At 57.5% G+C, this 24,565-nt stretch carries 28 protein-coding genes and 1 riboswitch; of the genes, 9 read left to right on the top strand and 19 right to left on the bottom strand.

Going from position 1 to position 24,565, the window contains the following annotated elements; translation table 11 throughout:
- Positions 1–72: 72 nt before the first annotated feature.
- Entirely contained in the window at positions 73–1,101 is a 1,029-nt protein-coding gene (locus C1Y41_RS15580; protein WP_040113596.1) for an ABC transporter substrate-binding protein, read from the bottom strand.
- A gap of 210 nt (positions 1,102–1,311) precedes the next feature.
- Here C1Y41_RS15580 and C1Y41_RS15575 point away from each other — a divergent pair, with 210 nt between their 5' ends.
- Positions 1,312–2,346, top strand: coding sequence for a LacI family DNA-binding transcriptional regulator (locus C1Y41_RS15575; RefSeq protein ID WP_104085801.1), 1,035 nt, complete (start codon positions 1,312–1,314; stop codon positions 2,344–2,346).
- Between the two features lie 20 nt (positions 2,347–2,366).
- Here the strand turns inward: C1Y41_RS15575 and C1Y41_RS15570 are convergent, their stop codons facing one another.
- The 3 genes from C1Y41_RS15570 to C1Y41_RS15560 are packed head-to-tail and all read right to left on the bottom strand — an operon-like array spanning position 2,367 to position 4,624.
- Complete coding sequence (locus tag C1Y41_RS15570; protein WP_040113600.1) at positions 2,367–2,774, bottom strand: DUF2000 domain-containing protein; 408 nt, start codon at positions 2,772–2,774, stop codon at positions 2,367–2,369.
- A 33-nt stretch (positions 2,775–2,807) separates the two neighbouring features.
- A complete protein-coding gene (locus C1Y41_RS15565) occupies positions 2,808–3,665 on the bottom strand; it encodes an AraC family transcriptional regulator (protein WP_071668385.1) in 858 nt (285 codons plus the stop codon).
- Between the two features lie 56 nt (positions 3,666–3,721).
- Positions 3,722–4,624, bottom strand: a complete 903-nt coding sequence (locus C1Y41_RS15560; RefSeq protein ID WP_040113604.1) for a LysR substrate-binding domain-containing protein — start codon at positions 4,622–4,624, stop codon at positions 3,722–3,724.
- 97 nt (positions 4,625–4,721) lie between these two features.
- Here C1Y41_RS15560 and C1Y41_RS15555 point away from each other — a divergent pair, with 97 nt between their 5' ends.
- Entirely contained in the window at positions 4,722–5,492 is a 771-nt protein-coding gene (locus C1Y41_RS15555) for a 2OG-Fe(II) oxygenase family protein (RefSeq protein WP_104085800.1), read from the top strand.
- On the opposite strand, the gene C1Y41_RS15550 is transcribed toward C1Y41_RS15555, so the two are convergent.
- From C1Y41_RS15550 to C1Y41_RS15540, 3 genes are all read right to left on the bottom strand, one after another.
- The gene (locus tag C1Y41_RS15550; RefSeq protein ID WP_071668387.1) at positions 5,454–6,557 is read right to left on the bottom strand and encodes a DUF2817 domain-containing protein; all 1,104 of its coding nucleotides are present in this window, start codon (positions 6,555–6,557) and stop codon (positions 5,454–5,456) included. The genes C1Y41_RS15555 and C1Y41_RS15550 overlap by 39 nt on opposite strands.
- A gap of 39 nt (positions 6,558–6,596) precedes the next feature.
- Positions 6,597–7,364 carry a transporter substrate-binding domain-containing protein gene (locus C1Y41_RS15545; RefSeq protein ID WP_071668388.1) on the bottom strand — a complete coding sequence of 256 codons (768 nt, stop codon included), beginning with the start codon at positions 7,362–7,364 and terminating at the stop codon, positions 6,597–6,599.
- A gap of 218 nt (positions 7,365–7,582) precedes the next feature.
- Positions 7,583–8,584: a zinc-binding alcohol dehydrogenase family protein gene (locus C1Y41_RS15540; RefSeq protein ID WP_071668389.1), complete on the bottom strand. Its 1,002-nt coding sequence runs from the start codon at positions 8,582–8,584 to the stop codon at positions 7,583–7,585.
- Between the two features lie 137 nt (positions 8,585–8,721).
- Between C1Y41_RS15540 and C1Y41_RS15535 the strand changes: the two genes are divergently transcribed.
- Positions 8,722–9,636: a LysR family transcriptional regulator gene (locus C1Y41_RS15535; RefSeq protein WP_040113614.1), complete on the top strand. Its 915-nt coding sequence runs from the start codon at positions 8,722–8,724 to the stop codon at positions 9,634–9,636.
- 403 nt (positions 9,637–10,039) lie between these two features.
- Here C1Y41_RS15535 and C1Y41_RS15530 read toward each other — a convergent pair whose 3' ends face one another.
- The 8 genes from C1Y41_RS15530 to C1Y41_RS15500 form a co-directional block, all read right to left on the bottom strand.
- On the bottom strand, positions 10,040–10,498 hold the full coding sequence (locus C1Y41_RS15530; RefSeq protein WP_104085799.1) for a hypothetical protein: 459 nt from the start codon (positions 10,496–10,498) through the stop codon (positions 10,040–10,042).
- 105 nt (positions 10,499–10,603) lie between these two features.
- Complete coding sequence (locus C1Y41_RS15525; RefSeq protein WP_104085798.1) at positions 10,604–11,572, bottom strand: HesA/MoeB/ThiF family protein; 969 nt, start codon at positions 11,570–11,572, stop codon at positions 10,604–10,606.
- Positions 11,573–11,582: 10 nt separating this feature from the next.
- Positions 11,583–12,341 carry a thiazole synthase gene (locus C1Y41_RS15520; RefSeq protein ID WP_040113620.1) on the bottom strand — a complete coding sequence of 253 codons (759 nt, stop codon included), beginning with the start codon at positions 12,339–12,341 and terminating at the stop codon, positions 11,583–11,585.
- A 3-nt stretch (positions 12,342–12,344) separates the two neighbouring features.
- Positions 12,345–12,542, bottom strand: coding sequence for a sulfur carrier protein ThiS (gene thiS / locus C1Y41_RS15515; protein ID WP_040113622.1), 198 nt, complete (start codon positions 12,540–12,542; stop codon positions 12,345–12,347).
- Entirely contained in the window at positions 12,526–13,470 is a 945-nt protein-coding gene (locus C1Y41_RS15510) for an FAD-dependent oxidoreductase (RefSeq protein WP_104085797.1), read from the bottom strand. The genes thiS and C1Y41_RS15510 overlap by 17 nt, the downstream gene beginning before the upstream one ends.
- A 122-nt stretch (positions 13,471–13,592) precedes the next feature.
- A riboswitch (TPP riboswitch) is annotated at positions 13,593–13,713 on the bottom strand.
- A 261-nt stretch (positions 13,714–13,974) separates the two neighbouring features.
- Entirely contained in the window at positions 13,975–14,097 is a 123-nt protein-coding gene (locus C1Y41_RS20365) for a hypothetical protein (RefSeq protein ID WP_255402151.1), read from the bottom strand.
- Between the two features lie 44 nt (positions 14,098–14,141).
- Positions 14,142–14,573, bottom strand: a complete 432-nt coding sequence (locus C1Y41_RS15505) for a type II toxin-antitoxin system VapC family toxin (RefSeq protein WP_104085796.1) — start codon at positions 14,571–14,573, stop codon at positions 14,142–14,144.
- Positions 14,566–14,811 (bottom strand): type II toxin-antitoxin system Phd/YefM family antitoxin, encoded by a 246-nt coding sequence (locus C1Y41_RS15500; RefSeq protein WP_040113898.1) that lies wholly within the window; start codon positions 14,809–14,811, stop codon positions 14,566–14,568. Before C1Y41_RS15500 ends, C1Y41_RS15505 begins: the two co-directional genes overlap by 8 nt.
- A 548-nt stretch (positions 14,812–15,359) precedes the next feature.
- On the opposite strand from C1Y41_RS15500, the gene C1Y41_RS15495 reads away from it, so the two are divergent.
- Positions 15,360–15,797 carry a 6,7-dimethyl-8-ribityllumazine synthase gene (locus tag C1Y41_RS15495; protein ID WP_040113628.1) on the top strand — a complete coding sequence of 146 codons (438 nt, stop codon included), beginning with the start codon at positions 15,360–15,362 and terminating at the stop codon, positions 15,795–15,797.
- A 116-nt stretch (positions 15,798–15,913) separates the two neighbouring features.
- On the opposite strand, the gene C1Y41_RS15490 is transcribed toward C1Y41_RS15495, so the two are convergent.
- On the bottom strand, positions 15,914–16,126 hold the full coding sequence (locus C1Y41_RS15490; RefSeq protein WP_040113630.1) for a glycine zipper 2TM domain-containing protein: 213 nt from the start codon (positions 16,124–16,126) through the stop codon (positions 15,914–15,916).
- Between the two features lie 266 nt (positions 16,127–16,392).
- A complete protein-coding gene (locus tag C1Y41_RS15485) occupies positions 16,393–17,118 on the bottom strand; it encodes a pirin family protein (RefSeq protein ID WP_040113632.1) in 726 nt (241 codons plus the stop codon).
- 120 nt (positions 17,119–17,238) lie between these two features.
- Here C1Y41_RS15485 and C1Y41_RS15480 point away from each other — a divergent pair, with 120 nt between their 5' ends.
- The gene (locus C1Y41_RS15480) at positions 17,239–18,120 is read left to right on the top strand and encodes a LysR family transcriptional regulator (protein WP_071668393.1); all 882 of its coding nucleotides are present in this window, start codon (positions 17,239–17,241) and stop codon (positions 18,118–18,120) included.
- Here C1Y41_RS15480 and C1Y41_RS15475 read toward each other — a convergent pair.
- Positions 18,114–19,049 carry an ROK family protein gene (locus tag C1Y41_RS15475; protein ID WP_040113640.1) on the bottom strand — a complete coding sequence of 312 codons (936 nt, stop codon included), beginning with the start codon at positions 19,047–19,049 and terminating at the stop codon, positions 18,114–18,116. The two genes, C1Y41_RS15480 and C1Y41_RS15475, sit on opposite strands and share 7 nt — an antisense overlap.
- 162 nt (positions 19,050–19,211) lie before the next feature.
- Positions 19,212–20,381, bottom strand: coding sequence for an ROK family transcriptional regulator (locus C1Y41_RS15470; RefSeq protein WP_104085795.1), 1,170 nt, complete (start codon positions 20,379–20,381; stop codon positions 19,212–19,214).
- Between the two features lie 255 nt (positions 20,382–20,636).
- On the opposite strand from C1Y41_RS15470, the gene C1Y41_RS15465 reads away from it, so the two are divergent.
- The 4 genes from C1Y41_RS15465 to C1Y41_RS15450 are packed head-to-tail and all read left to right on the top strand — an operon-like array spanning position 20,637 to position 24,563.
- The gene (locus tag C1Y41_RS15465) at positions 20,637–21,872 is read left to right on the top strand and encodes an extracellular solute-binding protein (protein ID WP_071668396.1); all 1,236 of its coding nucleotides are present in this window, start codon (positions 20,637–20,639) and stop codon (positions 21,870–21,872) included.
- A gap of 9 nt (positions 21,873–21,881) precedes the next feature.
- Positions 21,882–22,790 carry a carbohydrate ABC transporter permease gene (locus tag C1Y41_RS15460; protein WP_071668397.1) on the top strand — a complete coding sequence of 303 codons (909 nt, stop codon included), beginning with the start codon at positions 21,882–21,884 and terminating at the stop codon, positions 22,788–22,790.
- A complete protein-coding gene (locus tag C1Y41_RS15455; RefSeq protein WP_040113648.1) occupies positions 22,780–23,619 on the top strand; it encodes a carbohydrate ABC transporter permease in 840 nt (279 codons plus the stop codon). Before C1Y41_RS15460 ends, C1Y41_RS15455 begins: the two co-directional genes overlap by 11 nt.
- Positions 23,616–24,563, top strand: a complete 948-nt coding sequence (locus tag C1Y41_RS15450; RefSeq protein WP_104085794.1) for a carbohydrate kinase family protein — start codon at positions 23,616–23,618, stop codon at positions 24,561–24,563. Before C1Y41_RS15455 ends, C1Y41_RS15450 begins: the two co-directional genes overlap by 4 nt.
- Positions 24,564–24,565: the final 2 nt, after the last annotated feature.

Genomic DNA, 24,565 nt, shown 5'->3' with positions numbered 1-24,565 from the left:
AACACCTCGAACGGGAGGGAGCGGGCTGGCGCGATCTGCACCAGCCCGGAATATCTGTCTGCATAGATGGGCTTACTGCGCGCCAGAGCCGATCTCTTTATCCCAGCGGCCGAGCAGCGCTTTACGTTTGGCCGTATCGCCATAGGTTTTAAAGTCGTAATCGATCAGTTTGATGTTCTCAAAACGCGGCGCATATTCTGAGATTTCCGCAGTGCGGTTAGAGGGCAGCTGGAATGACTTCGCCTCTTTCATATGCGACTGCGCTTCTGCGCTGAGCGCCCAGTCATACCAGACTTTGGCATTGGCCAGATTGCGTGCGCCTTTCACAATTGACATCGAGCCGATTTCGTAGCCGGTGCCTTCACACGGCGCAACGGTTTTTATCGGGAATCCATCAACCTGCATGGCGACGGCATCGTGCATAAACACAATACCGACCGTCGCTTCACCGCGCGCTGCGGCTTTCACCGGTGCCGAACCCGATTTGGTATATTGTGAGATATTGGCATTGAGTTTTTTCAGATAATCAAAAGCCTTGTCCTCACCCATAATCTGCACCAGCGTGGCCAGCGTGTTGTATGCCGTGCCGGATGAATTCGGATTAGCGATCTGAATTTCGCCTTTAAAGGCCGGGTCAAGCAGGTCCGCCCAGCAGGTGGGTTCTTTCAGTTTTTTCTCTGCCAGCAGTTTCGTGTTGTATCCCCAGCCCAGCGCCCCCGCATAGATCCCCACGGTGCGATAACCGGCATTTTCCGCCTGTTTCTGTGCCCACGGCTGCTGCTGATCGAGCAGCGGTGATTTGTAGACCTGCGTCAGTCCTTCCGCCGCCGCCTGCATATGCGGATCGCCGGTGCCGGCCCACCAGATATCGGTACGCGGATTACGCGCTTCACTGCGCAGACGAGCGTAGGCTTCACCGGCTGACAGCCGCACCATGCTCACTTTGATGTCAGGATGGCTCTGGCTGAAAATACGCGTCATCTGTTCGCACACCACGACATCCGCTGAACAGATCATATTAAGATTGCCTGCAGCTGAGGCGGTTATCGGCAGGCCAGCCGCTGAGAGGGTGAGAGCAACGGCAAGGGATAGGGTTCGCATAGTAGTCTCCTGTCGGGCAGAGGGTGCGCATTAATTGTTATTTGCACGTGTGTGCAAATTAGTAACGGACAGAAAATAGGCTGTCAAACGCTGTACTCTGCAATTGACTGCCTGTGTCACAAAAATGCAACATTTAAGCCGAAGGATAATTTGCACAGCTTTGCAATTTGCGGCAGACTCAGTTAAGCGACAGGAGTTGAGGATGTAACCATGCATAACGATAAAGCGGGCGTCAGCGCGCAGGATGTGGCAGCGCGGGCCGGAGTCTCCCGGTCAGCCGTTTCACGTGCTTTTACGCCGGGTGCCAGCGTCTCTGCCGCTACGCGGGCCAGAGTAATGAAAGCCGCAGAAGAGCTAGGGTATCACGTAAATCATCTGGCACGCGGCCTGGTGCGTAACCGCAGCGGCATTGTCTGTCTGATTGTCTCAGAGATCGCCACGCCCTACCGCGCGACGCTGGTGCGCTGGCTGACACAATTTTTGCAGGAGGCGGGCAAAGTGGCGATGGTGATCAATACCGATCGCTCTGACAGCAGCGTGTCGGCCGCGCTGCTGCAGGCGATCAATTTCCGCGCCGACGCCTCGATTATCCTGTCAGGCATGCCGGACCGTGCCATCACCGCCCAGTGCTACCGGCACGGACAGCGCATCATTCTGATTAACCGCGATGAAACGCTGCCAGGCTCGCTCAGCATTCATCTGGACGCGCAAAGCGCTGCTGAAACCGCTGTTATGGCCTTTCAGCGCGCAGGCTGCCGCCATCTTGCCTTTGCTAACTCGCTGGCCGGCACGCCCAGCCTGCAGAAGCGTGAAGCGGCGTTTCTGGCCGTTGCGCAAGACGCTGGCCTGCACGTTACCGTTGAGAGATTTGGTACAACCTCATATGAAAGCGGACAGATTCTGGCACACCGTCTGCTGACGCGCGCGCAGCGGCCTGATGCGATATTTTGCGTGACAGACCTTATCGCCTGCGGCGTGATGGATGAAGCGCGTCACCGCTTCCGGCTACGGGTGCCAGACGATCTCTGCCTGTTCGGCTATGACAACATTGCGCAGGCGGGCTGGGCGTCCTATAACCTGACAACCTTTGCACAGCCAGTAGAGCAGTTTGCACGTGACGCCGTGGCCTGGCTTAGCGCCACGGAATCGGGCGAGCATGACGCCTCCGGTACGGATGGAGAGCCGCCCGCGTCGCGTCTTTATCAGGCAGAGGTGATCTGGCGCGGCTCGGTGCGCGGCGGATGACGCCGCGTCAGCCAGGCTGACTACTCATGCAGCGCCAGCCCTTTGATCGCTTTGTCGACCGCTTTTTTCGGACCAAAAAGCGCCAGGCCAACCAGATTCATCTCCTGCGCGTTTTCTGCCAGAAACACCTCGCGGTTAGCCGCGTCGTTGCCGGTAGAAAACATCGCTTCTACATAGGGTATCAGCGTCAGTTCACGCTCCAGCCCCTGGCGATGCGCGCGCTGCAGGCCAGCGAGATTGCCGGAAAATACCCGCATCGGCTGTCCGGCGATCCGGCCATAGTGACGTCCCTGCGCATCGATGTAGGGTTCCCCCAGCATCTCCGGTGCCCCGGCGGCAAGGCCGGTAGCGATAAACGCCACCACGTTCAGACGCTGCCAGGTGGCTAAATCATCGCGTACGATCAGGGCAATTTTGGTATCAGACATAGAACACAGCTCTCTTTCAGACGGAAAAGGCTATCATTCCTGATGCGGCGGTATGCCGTATAGAAGATTTGTGCACGCGCGCTGATACGTTGCCGGCGTCATATGCCAGGCGCGCCGGAACCAGCGGCCGAGATGACTCTGATCGGCAAACCCGGTGCGGGCAGCGACTTCAACCGGTGCCACGCCCTGCGCCAGCAGCGCGCGCGCCGCGCGCAGCCGCAGGCGCACCAGATAAGCGTGCGGCGACTGACCAAATGCCTGCCGAAACTGACGCGTCAGGCGAAAACGATCGAGCCCGGCAAGACGCGAGAGTTCGTCGAGTCCGATATCCTGTGCCATAAAGTCATGCAGATAATCACGCAGCAGCAGCATCTGACGCTGTGCCACCGTATCAGGTCGCTCCGGACGCCGCTCAAGATGCCGCGACAGAAGCGTTATCAACTGCTCCAGCGTCTGATCGCGCGCCAGACGCCCTTCGCGCTGGTGAATGGCATACCACGCCTCTTCCGTGGCGCGGGCAAGCTGCACGTCATCCGTCAGCGTATGCCGGAATGCGCCGCCGATCCGGGCGATATCTCCCTGTCCGCGCTGCTGCATCATGTCAGCCACCCACGGCTGCGGCAGGTAAAGCATGACATAGGTAAAACCCGCAGCCTCCGGCGCGTGGCCATCATGCACTGCGCCCGGCTCAATAAGTATGACGCGGCCGGGCGTACTGGTATGCAAGGCACGGCGGCAGTTAAAGCGCTGCAGGCCCTGCCGGGTCACCCCGACCAGCAGCTCATCGTGATCGTGTGCGTCGTAAGCGTGACCGCTGAAGTGGGCGTTGATACTCTCAATGCCGGTCTCCTGGTCGCGTCGCAGCTCAACCCAATCTTTATTTTCTGACATAGTCTCGTCCCTTCCGGCAGCGGTGCAGATTATCTGGCTACAGCGTGCGGGTAAAATCAGGCGGCCGCAAGCGCAGTGAGCCACTCTATCAGCGCCCGGGCGTCGGGCTGCTGCAGCGTGCGCTGCGGCCAGGCGAGATAGTAGGGCTTACTGAGCGGCAGGCTGAAGCTATCTGCGATCGCCAGATCGCCCCGCGCCAGCTCAGCGGCAATAAGACGCCGCTGGCCCAGCAGCAGCCCGGCCCCCGCAACCGCAGCATCTATCGCCAGCGACGTGAGGTTAAAGGTGAAAGCGGGCTGCTGCGCGGGTTCGCCGTGGCCGCGCGCCTGCAGCCAGCTTTGCCAGTCCGGCAGAAAACGCCCCTCATTGCCCCAGTCGAGATGGATCAGCGGCGCCTGGTTAAATAGCCGATCGCGCGGGAAGCGCTGCAGCAGCGCCGGGCTGGCTACCGGCAGCACCTCGTCATGAAACAGCCGCTGTTTCTCCAGCTGCGGATAGCGATCGTCACCGAATACGATAGCGAAATCAGCCGGCGTGGCGCTGAAATCGACCTGTGCATGGGTGCCATGCAGGCAGAGGTCGCTCGCGGGACAGCACGCGCGCCAGTGGTTCAGCTGCGGCATCAGCCACTTTGACGCCAGCGCCGGCAGTGCGTACAGAGTCAGCGCAGGCCGGCTGGCCGCCTGGCGCAGACTGAGCTGTCCCATCCGCAGGATATCAAACGCTTCTGAAACATAGCGCAGATAGGCCCGGCCGCTCTCTGTCAGCATGACCCCGTTTTGCGTGCGCACAAACAGAGCGTGACCCAGCAGCGTCTCCAGCTGGCGGATCTGCTGGCTGATCGCCGCCGGCGTCAGCGCCAGGTGCGCGGCTGCTTTTGCAAGACTGCCCAGCTCTGCAGCAGCTTTGAACGCGAGAATAAGGCTGATTTTTGGCAGACGCGAAGCACTGACGGACATTAACGTTTCCTTAGCAGGGCAGTAATGATTTATCGCTACGCATTCCCGCCGCAGCATCGTAGAGTTTTATGACACTGTTGCTACCGGGAAACGCACTATGTCTGGATTAATACGTTTTGACCTGCATCCTCTGGCGGACGCTGACTGGCGCGCGCAGTGTCGCGCGCAGCTGGAACAACACGGCGCCCTGGTGCTGCGGCAATTTCTGCAGCCGGCAGCGCTGCAGGCTATCATTACAGAAGGGAACGCGCAGCGCCATCTTGCCTGGCATACGCGCAGCAACCATAACGTCTATCTGCTGAAAACAGACGAGACATTGAGCGCAGATCATCCCCGTAACCGCGATGTCATCAGCACCAAAGGCTGTATTACCGATGAGGCGATTGCTCACGACTCACCGCTGCGTCAGCTGTACAACGATACGCTGTTTAAACAGTTTCTCTGCGAGGTGCTGAACGAGAGCGCCCTCTATCCTTATGCCGATCCGCTCTCGTCAATCAACCTGCACTATGCCGCACAGGGGCAGGAGCTGGGCTGGCATTTCGACAACTCCTCCTTTGCCATTACTCTGCTGCTGCAGAAGCCGCAGGCGGGCGGCATATTTCAGTACGTACGCGATCTGCGCGATGCTGACGCGGGCGAGATGAACTACGATGGCGTCGCCGCTGTGCTCAATGAAGCCTGCACGCCGGATGCGCTGGCGATTGAGGCGGGCGATCTGGTGCTGTTTCGCGGACGCAATTCGCTCCATCGCGTGACGCCGACCGAAGGTGATATCACCCGCATGCTGGCGGTGCTCGCTTACAATACGCAGCCGGGAATTGCCTTGTCAGAGACCGCCCGCATGACGTTTTATGGCCGGCTGTGACAGCAGCGCCTGCCAGCCGCGCCGGAAAATTTGCTGCGTGCGGAATGCCGTCAGCTCGCGCCAGTCGCGGTCCTGTGGCCAGAATCCCTCAACCAGCTGCTGTTTGAGGGCCTGCCCGGCCGCACTCTGCACATCGCCCTCTAAGTGCAACCAGTGATCGTCCCGCACCCGCCGGTGCATCTCCTCACCCGCGTAAGTGCCACACTCCACCACCAGCGGCAGGATGGCACCGTGCGGCAGCTGATCCAGCAGAAACTGCGAAACGTAACCGGTGGCCGTTGCCGTGATGCCGGTGGCGCTCTCCTGCCCGCTGCCGGTATCGATCAGCGTCAGCCATTCACCATACAGCTCGCGTCCCCAGGCGTGCACAGGAACCCGCTTCTGCGCAATGCCCAGCAGCATCGGATGTCCCCATGCGCCTGCGCCGGTATGCAGATCGAAACTCAGGATCTGTTCTGCCCGCAGCAGATGGCCGGTTACGATCTTCTGCAGCGTCTGCTGCGACCAGGTGGCGTGCTCTCCGCCATAAAACAGACCATCAGCGTGCTGATACTGTCCGGCCTCCACCACCCGCTTGATCGCCGGCCAGCCGTCGCGCTGCAGCGCGGCAGCCAGCAGCCGATCCGCCTCTGCCCGCTCGCCGTGATAAAACGCGTGATAGCGTGCATAGTCAGCGTTATCCGGCAGCGGCGCGCTGAACGGAATAAAATTGCGGTTCAGGTCGATATTATCTTCATTGACGCGTCGCAGATGCGCCGCTCCCCACGGGTTCAGCAGATGAATCAGCATCACAGCACACTCTGCCGGTAAGCGGGCCGCATCGAGACTGTTCAGCCACTCTATCTGATTATCCGACCCGTAATATCCCTCCACGCCGTGCGTGCCGGAGATAATCAGCATGACGCGCGAGGCGTGCGGGTTGCCAATCACGGCAAGATCGGTAAACAGCGCTTCACCGGCCGGACCGCATAACGGATGCTGCCAGGTGTGCAGCGCCCCTTTTTTATGCTCAACGGCAGCCAGGAAGCGGGCCCGTTGCGTGCGGTAATCGGTCAGGTTACGCATAATTCTCCTGCTGGCAGATAACGGATTCACACATCCCGATCAGGGATAAACTTTATATTTGAAATACTTCTGCGCCAGGCGATCGTAGGTACCGTTGCGGTGCAGTTCTGCCAAGGCCGCATTAATCAGTTTAAGATTTGCGACATCATCTTTGCGCAGCCCGATTCCCACGCCGTTACCTAATACAGCTTTATCGGTCAGGGTCACTTTATTCACATATTTCTTTCCTTCTGCGGTATTCAGGAAGCCCTGATCGGCAGACACCGCATTTGCCAGCGTGCCATCAAGGCGTCCGGCAACGAGATCGGGATAAATCTCCATCTGGTTGGGATAGGAGACCACGCTGACGCCTTTGGGTGCCCAGTAAGTCTGCGCGTAGGTTTCCTGAATAGTCCCCTGCGCTACGCCGATGTTTTTACCGCGCAGCGTGGCGATATCATCAGTCAGGGCGCTGTCAGCCGGGGTGATGAGCGCGCTGGGGGTGACATAAAGCATATCGCTGAATGCAACCTGCTCGCGTCGTTTCTCCGTCATCGACATGGCTGACAAAATCGCGTCAAACTTCTTTGCCTGCAGCGCCGGAATAGAGCCATCAAAGCCAATCTGAACCCATTTGCAGCTCACTTTGGCCTGGGCACAAATGGCGTTGCCGAGATCGATGTCAAACCCCTGCAGGGAGCCATCGCTGGCTTTGGATTCAAAAGGGGGAAAGGTGGGATCGACGCCAAAACGCAGCGTCTGTTGCGCCGCGGCTGACTGAATAGCGCAGTACGAGAGCAGCAGAGCCAGTGAAATTCGCTTATACATAATTCTCTCCGGAAGGCTGAAAGCACAGAGAGCAGTCATATCATGACCCGCAGCATTCAGCCAGAGCGGCAGCCGCGATTTGCAGAGCAAATTCTTATAATAGTTAGGGGGTTAGCGAAAATTACGACGGCCATCAGATTAACTTAAGGCGGCGGGTGACGTTTTCCTGACTGAAACCCGGCACGAAGCGGCCGCTCCGTGCCGGGTGAATCACGTTATCAGAAACCGCTAAGCACCAGCTTGCCGCGCGCGCGTCCGCTCTCGATCAACGCATGCGCTTTGCGCAGGTTAGCCGCATTGATGCTGCCAAGATGCTCCCCGGCGGTGGTCTGCAGGGTGCCATCATCAATCAGCTGGCTGATACGCTGCAGAATCTCATGCTGGCGCTGCATATCCGGCGTTTCAAACAGCGAGCGCGTAAACATCAGCTCCCAGTGTAATGAGATCGCTTTACGCTTAAGCGGCATGGCATCCAGCGTCTCCGGATCGTCAATCAGCGCCAGCTTGCCCTGCGGCGCCAGCACCTCAATCAGCTGCGTATAGTAGCTGTCGGTATGGGTCAGCGACGCAACATATTTCACCGTGTCGATGCCGAGCGCACGCAGCTGCTCCGCCAGCGGCTGGTGATGATTGATAACGTGGTGCGCGCCCTGCTGCTGCACCCACTCTTCAGTCTCAGGACGGGATGCCGTACCGATAATTGTCAGCCCGGTGAGTTTGCGTGCCAGCTGGGTGAGAATAGAACCCACTCCCCCGCCCGCGCCCACAATCAGCAGCGCTGCGTTCTCATCCGCCTGCACCTCAAGACGGTCAAACAGCAGCTCCCATGCGGTGAGTGACGTCAGCGGCAGCGCAGCCGCATCGGCATCGCTCAGGGAGCGCGGTTTGTGGCCGGCGATGCGCTCATCCACCAGACCATACTCTGCATAGCTGCCGGCCCGGCTGATATCGCCGGCATAAAACACCTCATCGCCCGGGCGGAACAGCGTAACCGCTTCACCCACCGCCTCTACCACACCGACTGCATCCCAGCCCAGAATGCGCGGCTGCTCAGTGGCGGCGCCTTTACGTACTTTGGTGTCGACCGGATTCACCGCAATGGCATTGATTTTGACCAGCAGATCGCGGGCGCCGGGCTGAGGTTTGGCGACATCAGCGTCATACAGCGCATTTTCATCCGAAATGGGTAAGCCGTTCTGACTATAAACAATGGCTTTCATGCCTTATCTCCATGGTGATTGACAGATTTTCTGAATACCCATCAAGCATAGCGGGCAATGGCGCATGGAAAAATCGACGTTGCAGGGGAAGACTTTCACTCGTAGAGTGAAAATCCGGTTTGCCAGGTAAAAACGTCATGGTTCGTCTCGAAGATATTACGCTGTTTGTCCGCTCAGCTGCGCTGGGCAGCTTCTCCCGTGCCGCGCGCGAAGCAAACCTGCTGCCGGGTCAGGTCAGCGCGGCAATTCAGCGGCTGGAGCGCGATCTCGATCGCCGCCTGTTTGCGCGCTCAACGCGCAGTCTGCGGCTGACCGCCGAGGGTGAGCGCTATCTGCCTTTTGCACAGGAGATGCTGGCGCTGATGCAGGCAGGTGCAGAGAGTCTGCAGCGTCATGACGACGAACTGCGCGGTGAACTGAAAATTGCGATGCCATCCGATATCGGGCGGCATATCCTGCTGCCGTTACTGACCCGTTTCTGCCGTCAGCATACCGGATTGCAGCTGCGCCTTTCACTCTCCGATCAGGTCAGTAACGTCTTCCGCGATCCGGTAGATATCGCTATTCGCTACGGCAAATTAGAGGAGAGCAGCTACGTTGCGCTGCCGCTGGCTGAAAATAACCGGCGGGTACTGGTCGCATCACCCGATTATCTTATTGAACATGGCCGGCCTGCCGCGCTGACCGATCTCACCCGCCATCACTGTCTGCCGTTTATGATGGGAGGCCACGTATATGATAAATGGAGCTTTCCGCAGGCGGAGGGCGCGCAGCTTATCACGGTAAAAAGCCGCCTTATGTGTGATGACGCGGAAGTCGCACGCCGCTGGGCGCTGGCAGGAATGGGTATCGCCTATAAGTCCTGGCTGGATGTGGCTGAGGATGTACATCAGGGGAGGCTGGAGTTGATTCTGCCTGAGGTAAAAGGTGAGGCGACGCCACTGCATCTGATCTGTCCGCACCGCAGGCAATTCTCGCCAGCGATTCGCGCCCTGCACCATCACTTACGTGAGCATCTGCAAAACAGCGTGTCGCTGCCGGGCAAAGATTAATGAGTGAGCCAGCGGTTAACCGCTACTCTCACGCTTATCAGCGCCAGCATCACGAATAATCCCGTTCGGATTCCTCTCTATTCTCTGCTGCCTTTACGCTATCAAACCAGAGCCGGTCAGCTTTTCCTGACGCGTAACCCTTGTCCGCCTCCGGTTTAAGATGGCCTGGCATGGTATTCTTATTCTGAATCAGTAATAGTAAGCCACAGCACATATTTGTCAGGCTAACTATTCAGGATAGATAATGTCTTATTCCAGACCCCGATCGCGCAACCTGCTCACACACCTCGTGCTGTTTATTGTGGTAATCAATGTCATTGATGTTATTCATGCGCTGCTGAGCTGATGTCAGACAGCCAGATGAATATCGCGGGAGGGAGCGGTGCTGCAGCACCGCACTTTCTCAGGAGTTATCGGGAGGCGTACTGCTTTCACTGAACTGCGGACGCTGGCGGGTCACTGAATAAACCACATGTTTCGGCTTAGCCGTATCCGTGGTGATATCAACGCCCGGAATGGTGACTTTGCCAAAACCAAACAGCGTCTGTACATAGCCGCCGATTTCATGCTTGCCTGCCGCCACGCGGATCTCTTTATTCTCACCTTTTTTCAGCATGCCCGCTTCCTGGCCGTCAACGGTAACATACACTGCCGATCCATCATCCGTGCGCGTAACCAGGTGTGAAACGTTGATTACCGTAGGTCCGCTGGCAAAGGGCGTGTCGGTGTTGCTGTTCTCAATCGGTGCGGCAGCACTCACCTCTGCCGGCGCGGTGCTGGCAATCTCATCAGCGTGATGACGGGCGCAGCCGGTAAGCAGTAAGGCAGCGGTTAAAGAAGCCAGTGTAAAACGTGAAAGCATTGTGACGATCATCCCTTAGCAAAATGAGAAGCGTTTAGTTTAGCGTGGCTTCTCATGTGATAACAGTCACAGGATTCCAGTATTTTCCGAAAAACCTGCCGCCGGCTAACTGCTGCTGGCCGCCAGAATCGCCAGGTCCGTATAGCCCCGCTCCGCCAGCTCGCTGGCCGCCTGTGCGGCGCGTATACCGCTGGCGCAAACCAGCACGATGCGCCGCCCATAGGGTGGCTGCCAGGCCGCCAGATCTGCCAGCAAAATACGCTCAGCCTGGCTTGCCACGCTGTGGGGCGCTTCATCCCGGCTGCGTAGCTCGACAATACAATCTGCCGGGGTAAGCAGCGAGCAGTCGATAAAGGGCACGCCCGGCACGACAGGCTCCTGCGCTTCATCAAAGCGAAACGCGCGAAAGTGCCAGTTCACAAAATCGCAGTTGACCAGTAATCCCAGCGGAGACGGCTGCAGATCAAGCAGCACCGTAAGCGCCATCTGCGCCTGTATGGCGCCAAGCGCGGCCACAGCCGGCCCCATCACCCCTGCCGTGTTGCAGCTGGCAGCCGTACGCGGCAGCCGGGGAAACAGCGCCCGGTAGCTGGGCGCACCTCCGCAAAATCCGCCCGCGTAGCCCTGCCGGCCCAGCACTGAAGCGCTGATAAACGGTGTACCGGTCGCATAGCAGGCGTCTGAAAGCTGCCAGGTCACGGCAAAATTGTCGGCCGCGTCGATGACCAGCGAACAGTCAGCCATAGCCTGCGCGATGTTGCTGGCCGTCAGGGCCTGTGCGCAGGTTTCGATATTGACCTCAGGATTGCGCTGCGTCAGCGCCTGACGCGCGCTGAGCACTTTTGACTGCCCGATATCCTGCTGCGTAAAGAGCGTCTGGCGATGCAGATTATGCAGCGCCACTTCATCGGCATCATAAATACGCAGCGTCCCCACGCCGGCCCCCACCAGCTGCGGCAGAAGCGTCGCGCTCAGACCGCCCGCGCCGGCTACCAGCACGCGCGCCTGCGCCAGCTTACGCTGCCCTGACGCACCGATTTCCGGCAGTACCATCTGCCGCTGATAGCGTTCCATCCTGTTCTCCTCAGCTTAGTGTGGCCAGACCGAATACCGGCGTTGATGCCATCGCCATATCGCGCTTTTCCATCAGCCCTGCCTCACAGGCGCTGCGCCCCGCAGCAATGGCCTGGCTGAACGCCGCTGCCATGCGGATGGGATCGCCCGCTTTCGCGACGGCGGTATTAAGCAGAATGCCGTCAAAGCCCAGCTCCATCGCCTGCGCCGCCTGGGAAGGAGCACCGATCCCGGCATCGATAATCAGCGGCGTATCCGGGAACCACGCCCGCATGGCGCGCAATCCGTCAATATTACGCAGGCCCTGCCCTGAGCCAATCGGTGCGCCCCAGGGCATCAGTAGCTCGCAGCCGGCAGCCAGCAGTTTCTCGCCAACAATCAGATCTTCCGTGGTATAGGGAAATACGCTAAATCCTTCAGCACACAGGATGCGTGCGGCTTCCACCAGCGCAAACGGATCGGGCTGCAGCGTATCGGCATGCCCAATCACCTCAAGTTTGATCCAGGCCGTATTGAACAGCTCGCGCGCCATATGCGCCGTGGTTACCGCCTCTTTCACCGTGTGGCAACCTGCGGTATTGGGCAGTACGCGAACGTTAAGGCTGGCCAGCAGGTCGCGAAACGCGGCACCCGCACTGCCCTCCCGCCGCAGGCTTACGGTAATAATTTCACTGCCCGCCGCCGCTATCGCCTGCTGCAGAATGGCCGGTGACGGATACCCTGCTGTACCCAGCAGAAAGCGCGATGTGCCCGTAAAGTCGTAAAACATGCGTTACCCTCCCTGCATCGGTGACAGGACTTCCAGCTGGCAGCCTGCCGCAAGCGGCTGACGGGAGTAAGCGCTTCTGGGCACGAAGTTGCCATTCAGCGCTGTCGCCACGCAGCTGGCATCGATTTGCTGCTCCTGCAGCAGTTCGCTGACTGTCTGCGCCTGGGTTTCAACGATCTGTCCGTTAAGCTGGATTTGCATAAGGGGTCTCCTGAATCAGTTTTTGCATCAGCTGCTCTGCCAGCATCGGCGCCAGCAGAAAGCCGTGGCGATACATGCCGTTAAGATAATAAATACCGTTTTCATAACGAATTTCGGGCAGGTTATCCGGCCAGGCGGGCCGCAGGCCGCTGGCGCTCTCGATAATGCGCGCTTCAGCCAGCGCCGGATGTATCGCCCAGGCGGCGCTCAGCAACTCCATCATGGCGCGGGCGCTGATGGCGCTGCCATCATCGCTCTCGACCATGGTGGCACCCAGCATAAAGCAGCCGTTACGCCGCGGAACCAGATAGCAGGGAAAACGCGGATGCAGCAGACGAAGCGGTCGCGAAAAGTGCAGATCCCGACTCTGTAAGATAATCATTTCACCGCGCACGGCCCGCAACGAGGGCAGCGCGTCGCGGGCATGAATGCCACGACAATCGATGATCTGGCCGGAAGGCGCGGAGTGATGGAACGTTGCACCGTGCGCCTCAAGCTTCTGGCGCAGCTCAGTGAGCGCCAGCCGGGGATCGAGATGTGCTTCGCCCGCAAACAGCAGCCCCCGTGCGAAGCGATCCTCCAGCGCCGGCTCTACCTCTGCCGGATTGACCCACTGATGCGCGTGAGTCAGGCGCGCAAAACGGTTCAGCTCCTGACTGTCGCGTGGCGGAGCCAGCACCAGCGTGCCCTGATGCTCAACGCAGCTTACGCGCTGCTGCCACCAGCGAGCGGCATGCTGACCCAGTGAAATAACCTCGGCGGGGGCGCTTTCTGCTTCACACCAGGGCGCCAGCATGCCACCGGCATACCAGGATGCGGGCGGACGCTGCGCGTCATCGATGACTTCAACTGATTCACCACGCTCCGCCAGCAGGGTGGCCACGCATAGTCCGCTGACGCCTGCGCCTAACACGCTCCAGCGGCTCATTGTCTGTGTTCCGGATAAAAAAGAAGGGTCACATCGGCCTCTCAGTGTTGACTGAGACCCGCGGATACAGGAAGGGAGATAAGGAGGTGCAGCCGTTTGCTGCAACATCCCGGACGGCACCGGTCTGGCGCCCTCAGTCTTCCTACGCCAGTATCAACTGGGTCAGGTTCAAAGGGTCGCTGAACCGCGCGGTTGCGCTATCAGCCTCTCAGTCTCTGTGGCGAGACTCCCCCGACATCTTTAGTTTTATTCAAGCCGCATCACGCCGTCAAGGAGTGCCTTTTAAGGCTCTCTTCAGGCGCTTAAATCTTGCACTGCAAAAAACGACTGTTTACGGTTTCTCAACACTTTTAAACAATAACTTAGAAGCCGTTTTGAACGCGGTTTTCTGGCTTATCGGCGTCTGAGACCAGAAATCAGATCACATTAAATTAATATATTTTCTACGGAAAACAGCGAATGTAATGCCACGTTTACGTCTGGGATTATGAAAGACTCAAAGCCTTAATTCGTCGTGGCGAGGGCTTTGGCTGCTTCCTGTGGGTCGGTAATGCTGCGGTAATAAACTTTGCCGAAGGTGCGATCGGGCACGCCACCCAGCTCGATCCCGGTCATTGTTTCATGCATGAATTTAGCCCATAAAAAACCCGCTCGGGACGGGTGTGTTTTTATCAGAACGTTTTTATCGGAATGTAATCTGAACAATATCGAATAATTTTTTCATCATCCGTGATTAAGGTCAGCGCCTCCATGTTCGCCTGAGCAACGATCAGCCGGTCAAACGGATCGCCGTGCATATCACGAGGCAAACGTTTAAGACTTACGGTGTGATGTGATGAAATGGGAAGTTCGTTATAACCGTTTGCGAGCAAGCCGCGCAAAATCTCCTCTGGATCAACCGTAAAATGAGGTTTACCTAACGCGAATTTTATGGCGATTTCATGAATAGATGCGGCGGAAAAATATAGCTCGTTTAAGGGATCAACAATCAGATCGAAACAGGCTTGCGGAAGACGCTTAGAGTCTGCGCAAGCCCAGATAAGATAGTGAGTATCAAGAAGATAGCGATTAAAGATGTTCCGCGTTCTTACAGGACTAGTCATTGCCACCTTCAAACATCGACTGGATTTCATCTGACATGAAATCGTTGAAATTATCAGGAATGGCATACTTTTTATGATCTAAAAAGCCAACACGGTTTAACAGAGGCGCTGATTTATAAGGAACGATCATGGCTATCGGATCGCCGTGGTTAGCAATGATGAAACTTTCACCGCTACTCGCTGAACTCAAAATCTGAGAGTAACGAGCTTTCGATTCGGCTACATTCAGGACTTTCATATTAACCTCATTAATTGCGGTCATGAGGTCATATTATCACCTACCTGATAAAAGTGGTCAAGTGGCCATATTTTGTATAAGCAACTGATATTAATAATCTTATTTGATAACCGATGTTTATTCTATGAAATAGACGAATATTCGGGATCGGAAAATTTGCATCGAACAAAGTTAAACAGGGATGAAAATCGTCATTGATATGGCCAACATGCTAATGGGTGCAAAACGTTCAGTCCTGGATGTTCTTGATCAGCTTTGAGCGCTCAGCAACGACTCAGATCGCGTGGTCCCGGCGTTGAGCTTAAATCAGATCATGGTTGCCTTTACCCGCGCACGCGAGAAGACCGGGCTCAAATGGAAAGTTTCAGCGCCAACTTTTCACAAGATTCGCTAGCGTGATTTCGGCCCGAAGATGACATGAAAAACCTGCATCGCAACGGAGTGGATCGCGCTCTCAGCCTATGTTATACACACTCATGTTAATGAAAATGATGAGATTTTACGGATAATTATCCGCCTACTCTACTTTGGCAAATGACGGAAGACTTATGGAACAGATTAGAATCGCCTTTATCAAGGCTGGCTGGCATAAAGATATTGTGAACAATGCGCTGGCAGGATTTGTCAGTGAATTCAATGAGCAGGGCGCAGACAGCGTGCTGAAAACCTATGATGTGCCCGGTGCTTTTGAGATGCCGCTGCTGGCAAAGCGCCTGGCCGAAACCGGTCGTTTTGATGCCATTGTCTGTGCCGCGCTGGTCGTGGATGGCGGGATTTACCGTCACGATTTTGTTGCGCAGGCAGTGGTTGACGGCCTGATGAGCGTGCAGCTCAGTACCAACGTACCGGTGTTTTCTGTTTCACTGACGCCACATAATTTTCAGCCGGTCAATGAACTGGAATCATTTTATACCGAGCATTTTATTAAGAAAGGAAAAGAAGCTGCACGAGCCGTGCTGGCTATCCATCAGCTTAATATTGATTAAGGCTGATAAAGCATTACGTTTGTTCCGCCTGTTTAATAATGGCGTGCAATGCAGAAATAAGCTTATTTACAGGACGCGCAATAATACCATTATGCGCGTCCTGTCATATTTACTGTTTAACGACTTGCTTCATGGCCAATCAATCCGCCAATAGCCGCCCCGCCCAGCGTACCGAACGTACTGCCGCCAGTCAGCACGGCACCGCCCAGCGCGCCAACGCCAGCACCAATTGCGGTATTTTTACCACGATGAGACATGCCGCTGCATGCGGTAACAGACAAAGCCAGCACCAGTACGGCGGCAATATTAAAGCTGCGTTTTAAAGTCATCAAAATCCTCATTACCATTTAATAATGGAATGCAATCAGGTTAATGTTGTTATTTATTTGATCGCCCTTTGCCAGCAGGCGGCATGGGTCTCAGGATGCGAATTTAAAGTGCTGCAGAAATTTAAGAAAGGTAAAAATTCTTATTTTAGTCTGGCCCTGTCCGGGTTCCGAATTAAGCGCTGATAAAACAGCCAATGGTGAAGAAATAATGGAGAATAGTTATGAATAAAGGGTAGCGCGCCGCAGCACGCTACCCTTTTTGGCTATTAACGCTGAGGATGATTCACTTCAAGCGGACGCAGATCGAACACCAGCACCTCGGCATCATTACCATTCGCAAAAGTCAGCGCCGTTTCATTACGCACCCGCGCGCCGTCGCCCGCGCTGAAGCGCACGCCGTTAACCTCAATACTGCCGCGCGCAACATGAATATAGGCGTAGCGATCGGCTGCCAGCGTCAGCGTCTGCTGCTCATTATCGTTGAACAGGCCGGCATAGATGCGCATATCCTGTCGCACCTGCAGCGAACCGGACTCGCCCTGCGGCGAGACAATCAGGCGCAGTTTGCCGCGCTTATCCTGTTCCGCCACGGAAACCTGCTGATAGCCTGGCGCGGTATTGCGCTCTGCCGGCACAATCCAGATCTGCAGAAAATGCACGTTGTCGCTTTTCGAGTGATTAAACTCGCTGTGCGTCACGCCGCTGCCAGCGCTCATCAGCTGCACATCACCCGGCACGATAACAGAACCGGTACCCATTGAGTCTTTGTGCTCCAGAGCACCTTCCAGCACATAGGAGATGATCTCCATATTATTGTGCGGATGGGCACCAAAGCCGCGACCGGGTGCAACCTGGTCGTCGTTAATCACCAGCAGATCAGAGAAGCCCACCTGCTGTGGATCGCGGTAGCCTGCAAAGGAAAAGGTGTGGCGTGAATACAGCCAGCCGTGATCGCCGGTGCCGCGCTGATTTGAAAGGCGTTGTTCAATCATGATCTGCTCCTGAATAAGTAAGGGAAACGATTTTGCTTCCTGATGTGATTCAGTATACGTAAACTGATTTGCTCAACAATGTGCTGACATGACAATCACTGTCACGAATTAGTGGACACTATGCAGATAGACGATCTTCGTATTTACGTTGCTGTTATCCATGCGGGCAACTTCAGTGCAGCCGCTGAACAGCTGATGCTTTCAAAGCAGTATGTCAGCCGCCGCATGGCGGCGCTGGAAGCGGCGCTGGGCACCCGCCTGCTCAACCGGAATACCCGCAAGCTTTCGGTGACAGAAAATGGTCTGCTGTTTGCGCATCACGCACAGCGCATACTGGATGATGTACAGGAAGCGGAACTGGCAGTATCAGGTCGTCATCAGGCTCTGCAGGGTAACTTCCGTCTGAGCGTGCCGATGTCGTTTGGCATTACGCATCTCTCCCCCTACATTGCTGAATTCCTCACGCTGCATCCCGGCCTGCAGTTTCAGGTTGAGCTGGCCGATCGCCATGTCGATATGGTGGGAGAGGGATTTGATATGGCTATTCGCATCGGCACCCTGCCCGACTCCAGCCTGATCGCACGCAGGCTGGGCGAATTCCGGCGGCTGATCTGCGGCAGCCCTGCCTATCTTCAGGGCGCCGGAGCGCCGGAGACGCCTGCGGAACTGTCGCTGCACCGCTGCCTGCGCTACGGCCGGGAAAGTCAGCAGGGCTGGGAGCTGTTCAGGGACGGGCAGCGCAGCGTCGTGGCAGTTCAGGGGCCGATGGTCAGTAATAATGGTGAAATGCTGCGCGATGCGGCGATTGCCGGGCTGGGGCTGATCCTGCTGCCGGAATTTATCGTGGCGCCGGCGCTGGCCAGCGGTGAATTAATACGCGTGCTGGATGCGTGGCAGCCCGCCTCGCTGCACCTTAATGCGCTCTACCCGCAGCATCGCCAGCGCAGCGAGATCCACCGGCAGTTTATTGCGTTTTTACAGCAAAAACTGGCGGCTCAGTGAGCCAGCGCCAGCAGCGCTGCACCCAGCATGCCACCCTGATGAGCATGGCGGCCGGGGATCACCAGCGGCTGCGGCGTACGGCGCAGCACCCGCTGCTGCACCGCCTCGTTAAGGGCAGCTATCAGCGGAACAACGGAGGCCAGCCCGCCGCCGACGGCGACGCAGCTCGCTCCGGTGATGTTAACGGTGTAGGCCAGCGGCTCACTCACCAGCTGGAGCCACGCCTCCAGCGTCTGCTGCGCCTGGTTTTCGTCTGCCTGCCAGCGTGAAACGATCGCTTTGCTGCTGAGCGTTTCATCATGCAGCACGCGGTGCAGGGTTTCCAGACCGCGCGCTCCGCCATAAGTATCAAGACAGCCGCTCTGACCACACGGGCACGGCTGACGCGGTATGGCAACCGTTTTGCCTGCGATATCAACTTCGCGTAGCGTGATCGGGCCATGTCCCCACTCACCGGTTAAGCCATTCTGACCGGTGATCAGCCGGCCATCTGCAACCAGTCCGCCGCCCACGCCTGAACCGAGGATAGCGCCCAGCACCACTTTATGCCCCTGTCCGGCCCCGGCCAGCGCCTCCGCAACGGCAAAACAGTCGGCATCGTTATGGACCGTGACCGGACGCTGCAGGTATGCGCCAAGCTCCTGCGCCATATGACGTCCGTGAAAGGCAGGTATGTTACTGGCAAACATCTCGCCGCTCAGTGGCGCGACAATTCCGGCGGTGGAAACCGCGACCGGGGAGTGCGCGCTGAAATGTGCCTGATGTCTGGCGATCGTATCGCTGACGGTAGCGCAAAACGCTTCCCAGGAGCGGGCGGGCATCGGCTGCTGATCGAGCAGCTGGATCTGCTCAGCCTGCGTCATCACGCCAAGTTTAATAAATGAACCGCCAAGATCGAGGCAGATTACCGGTAAGGCAGGAATAGTCATTGCAGAGTCCGCTGGGTCAGCAAAAAGTTGCTGGCAATGTAAATAAAATAACGCCGGCAGGAAACGGGCCGCACAGGTTTTTTCGCATCGGCGCAATAAACGGCTAAAAGGTATGCAGACGCCGCGCAGGATTACCGGCGCCAGCCTGGCGCATCATCATGCTCATTTCATTAATACCTGAAACTGCGGATTAAACTCATCAAACAGCGGCAGCGCTGCCGCACCCAGCGCGGCGGTATCACTGCCGCTCATTCCGGTCCGTATGCGCGTGGCGGTCAGGTAGCGCCCGCGCACAGACTGGTAAAGCGGCGGCAGGCGCGCAACGATTTTCTCCAGCAGGGCAGCGGGGATCATACCGCCAATAATCACGCTCTCCGCGTCAAAGATGCACTCCAGCATATTGATGGCCTGGCGCAGCGGCGTCAGCGCAGTGGCGATCCACGCGTCAAACAGCTCTGCCGGCACCGCCAGCAAATCGTCCGGCAGCGCGGTCATGGGATCAAGCCCGCAGAATTCATAGGCTGCCTGCAGCGAGACATAGCGTTCCAGGCACCCCTGATTGCCGCAGTAGCAGTCGCGCCCGCCGGGATCCACCACCATATGGCCAACTTCACCGGCGTTATGTGCATCACCGCTGCAGACGTGACCATCAACAATGATACCTGCACCCAGCCCGGTACCAATGTAGAGATAGATAAACGAATTAAGATGGCGCGCCACGCCGTGAAAGCGCTCGCCAATTGCCGCTACCGTGGCATCATTTTCCAGCGTCACCGGCAGCTGACTGAGTGCCGCCAGCTCTCCTGCAATATCGACATCTTCCCAGCCGTGCAGCGTGGTCGGCCCCAGTGAAGAGAGTCCCTCAACGCCAAAGGGCCCGGGCATCACAACGCCGATACCCAGCACTTTGCGCCAGCGCGCACCCAGCTGCGTCTTAATCTCATCCAGTACCGAGGCGATGCGCGCCAGGGTGGCAGCAGGCTCCGGTTTTTGCACCATAATGAGACGGCGAAAATGGATTTCGCCGGTTAAATCCACCAGCACCATCAGCAGCGTCTGGTGATCAAGATGAATACCGATTGAAAACGCACTGGCCGGATTCAGCGTGACGGGAATAGCGGGCTGTCCGCGTCCCTGACGTCGCGGTCCGTGGCTTATCAGCAGTTCAGCCTGTTCAAGTTCAGCGACAATATTGGATACCGTTTGCGCGGTCAGGGCCGTGAGCCGCGCCAGCTCAGCCCGTGTCAGTTCACCGTGCAGGCGAATGGCCTCAATGATCACGCGCCGGTTATGCGCCCGCGCGTGTTCAAGGTTAGTCCCTGATGTTCTCATCGTACTGTTTCCTTTTCACGCCTAGCCGCTCTGCCACCGCAACAATATCTATGATCGCTGGCACATTTTACAACCTGTTTACCTGACAGCGGCGGGAAAACGTGCAAAGTAGAAGCAGGACCCGCAGCAGATCGTTTCTGGCACATCGCTTGCTTACCTTTCTGTGGCATGGCAACTGACGCACACTTTTGCGCACGTTATTAAATCAATCAAATTGATTTAATTAATCTCTCACAGCTTTCAGGCGGACATATCATGAAAAAATCGGTTCACGGTTGTTTGGCACTGTTTCTGCTCGCCAGCGCTGCCAGCGCGACGGCGGCCACCTCACTCAATGCGCTGTTTATGACTCAGGCAGCCTATAGTGAGAGCGATATTCGCGCCATGACGCAGGCGTTTGAAAAAGCGAATCCGGACGTAAAGGTCAACCTTGAGTTTGTGCCGTATGAAGCGCTGCACGACAAGATTGTCGCGGCACGGGGTGCGGGCGGAAATGGCTACGACGTGGTGCTGTTTGATGCGATCTGGCCGGCGGAATTCACAAAATTTAACCTGCTGCAGGATGTCAGCAGCCGTATCAGTGCCGAAGATAAGGCGCAGATTTTCCCCGGCGCGCTTAAAACCGTGGTGTTCAACGGTAAAACGCTCGGTATGCCGTGGATTCTGGACACCAAATATCTGTATTACAACAAAGCGATGCTGGAGAAAGCGGGTATCCGCGACCTGCCGCAAACCTGGCAGCAGGTAATGGATGACGCGCGCATTATTAAAGAGAAAAAGATCGTGAATTATCCGCTGGTGTGGAGCTGGTCTCAGGCGGAAGCGCTGGTATGCGACTACACCACGCTGGTCTCCGGCTTTGGCGGGCAGTTCTATCAGAATGGCAAGCTTAGCTTCTCCAGCCCCGCTTCACTGCAGGCGGTAAAACTGATGAAAAGCTCGCTTGATGACGGACTGACTAACCCCGCCTCACGTGAGTATCTGGAAGAAGATGTGCGCAAAGCGTTCTCCAATGGCGACGCCGCGTTCGCGCTGAACTGGACCTATATGTACAACATGGCCAACGATGCAAAACAGAGCAAAGTTGCGGGTCAGGTTGGCATTATGCCTGCACCCGGCGATGCGCCAGGCAAAGCGGGCGCGGTCAACGGCTCAATGGGGCTCGGTATCGCCAGCGGCAGCACCCATGCCGATCAGGCGTGGCAGTATATCCGATACATGACCTCTCAGCCGGTGCAGAACAACTATGCCCGTCTGAGCCTGCCTATCTGGAAAAGCTCTTATCAGGATGCGGCGGTGATGAAAGATCAGGAGAGCCTGATTAAGGCAGCGGACACGTCGCTGAGCGTAATGCTGTCACGTCCTGAAACCGCAGACTATTCGCGTCTCTCCAGCACGCTGCAGCAGCAGCTGCAGCAGGTGCTGACCGGCGGCGCGACCCCGGAAGCCGCCATGCAGGCGGTCGATAAAAGTGCCGCGCGGCTGCGCTAAGGAGCGGGCATGCTGAGTTTACGTCAACGTGAGCGACGGCAGGCATGGGTGCTACTGGCCCCCATGCTGCTGGTCATGCTGCTGCTTACCGCCTGGCCGCTGATGCGGACCATCTGGCTGAGTTTTACCGACGCAGCCCTGATAGGCAGCGGCGATGCGCCCGGCTGGATCGGCGTGGAGAACTACCTGTACGCCTTAAGCGATCCCGACTTCCGGCTTTCGCTGTGGCGCACGCTCTATTTTACGCTGGTGTCGGTTGCTTTCGAGGGCGTCATTGGCGTGCTGGTGGCGCTGCTGCTTAATCAGCGGTTTACCGGCCGCAACGTGCTGCGCGTGCTGGTGATCCTGCCGTGGGCGCTGCCGACAATCGTTAACGCGATGATGTGGCGGCTTAATTTTAATCCGGACTACGGCAGCGTCAACGCGCTGCTGACACAGCTCGGTATCCTGGATGGCTATCGCAGCTGGCTGGGTTCACCCGACTCAGCGCTTAACGCCGTGATGTTTGCTGATGTGTGGAAGAACTATCCGCTGGTTACGCTGCTGGTGCTGGCTGCGCTGCAGTCGATTCCGGACGATCTTTTTGAGGCGGCGCGCCTGGACGGTGCCTCAGCCTGGCGACGGTTTCGCGCCATTACCTTTCCGGCCATCGTCGGAGCGCTAAGCGTGGCGCTGGTACTGCGCACCATTGATGCGTTCAAAATATTCGACATCATCTATGTCATGACCCGGGGCGGGCCGGTAGATAGCACCAAAACGCTCAGTTTCTACGTCTATCAGGAGTCCTTCAGCTATCTGCGCGCCGGCAGCGGAGCGGCCTATGCCATCCTGATGACGCTGCTGTGTGCCGTACTGATTGCGCTCTATATGCTGATGCTGTGGCGGCAGCGTCGCCGGGGGAGTGCCCATGAAGCGTAAGATGATATCTGTGGCTAAATATGTGGCGGCAGCCGCCGTGGCGCTGTCGGTTCTGGCCCCGATGGGCTGGCTGTTTCTGATGAGCGTCAGCGCCACCAGCGACCTGACGCGCGTGCCGCTGGAGTGGATACCGCGCCAGTGGGATTTCAGCCGCTACGGCCGGCTTTTGTCGCTGGCGCCGGGTGAACCGGGAACCCTGTTTCTGCATGCGCTGGGTAATAGTCTGCTGGTGGCGACGGGAGGAACGCTGGTCTGTCTGCTGCTGGCGATCCCGGCCGCTTTCAGCTTTTCGCGCTATCCCGGACGCGACGGCTGGCTGTTTGCGTCACTGGCCATCTATATGGTGCCGCCGGTGGCCTTTGTACTGCCGCTCTACTTTCTGCTGCAGCAGCTGGATCTGCTGAACACCCGCCCGGGGCTGATTATCGTTTACTGTTCGCTGATCCTGCCGTTTCTGACCTGGATGCTCAAAAACCAGTTTGACACTCTGCCGCGTGATATTGAACAGGCTGCGCGGCTTGATGGCCTGCGGGTGTGGCAGGTGCTGCTGCGCATCACGCTGCCGCTGGCAAAACCGGTTCTGGGCGCCGCAGCGCTGTTTGGCTGGCTGCTGGCGTGGGATGAATTTTTCTATGCCCTGCTGTTCACCAGCAATATTACGGCGCAAACGCTGCCGGTGACCATTGCCGGCTTTACTGCCGGACGCGCAACTGATGACGGCCTGATTGCTGCGGTTGGCATTCTGGCTTCGGTTCCCCCTCTGTTAATTGCTGTCTGGCTGCAGAAAACGCTGGTGAGCGGTCTGGCCAGCGGCGGGAGTAAAGGATGACAATTGACTGTAACGCAACGCTCTACGTCGCTGGCAACGTTAACGCCGATTTGATCTTGGGTACGCTGGATAGCTGGCCACAGCGCGGCACTGAAGTCATGCTCCCTCAGAGTGAACTGCGTCCGGGCGGCTCGGCGGGTAACTGTGCGCTGGCACTGGAAGCGATGCAGGTTCGCCATCGCGCTGTCGCTAATCAGGGGAATGATGGCCTCAGCGCCTGGCTGGCGGGCTACTTCCCAAACAGTGCGGCGCACTGGAGACGCTACGCCTGCGAAACGTCTGTCACCGTTGGCATTACGCACAGCGATCACGAGCGCTCGTTTCTGAGCAATTTTGGTCACGTGGCGCAACTCAGCGTGGATGACGTACTGGATCAAATTCCGCTGCGTGCTGCACCGGGAGATATTGTTCTGCTGTGCGGCACCTTTCTCTGCCTGGCACTCAGTTCGCACTATGCCGCACTGCTGGAAGAACTGCAGCGGCGCGGCTTTATAACCGCCGTTGACACCGGCTGGCCTCCGCAGGGCTGGAATACGGCGGTGCGGCAGCAGGTTGCACAGTGGCTGCCGTACTGCGACTGGCTGTTACTGAATGAAGCAGAGACGCTGGGCCTCGGTGCGGCGGCAACGCTGCCGGAGAGCGCACGGCAGCTGGCGGGAACCCTGAGCGGACGTGGCGGCTGCGTGGTGAAGCGCGGTAGTGCCGGTGCCGCCTGCTGGCAGGGTGCGCATTGGCTGGAACAGCCTGCCACTCCCGTCACCGTCGTGGATACCATAGGAGCCGGTGACAGTTTCAACGCCGGCTTTCTCACCGCGCTGTTACATCAGCAGCCGCTGAGCCGCGCGCTGCAGTGGGGCATTGCCGTGGCATCACAGGCGATCAGCACGCAGCCACGCCGCTATCCCGGCTGGCAACAGCTGCCATTTTCTGCAGAGGAGAGGTAATT

Source organism: Pantoea sp. ICBG 1758, from assembly GCF_002928325.1.
GTDB classification, from domain to species: Bacteria; Pseudomonadota; Gammaproteobacteria; order Enterobacterales; family Enterobacteriaceae; genus Pantoea; species Pantoea eucrina.
This window is presented reverse-complemented; position numbering and strand designations above follow the sequence as displayed.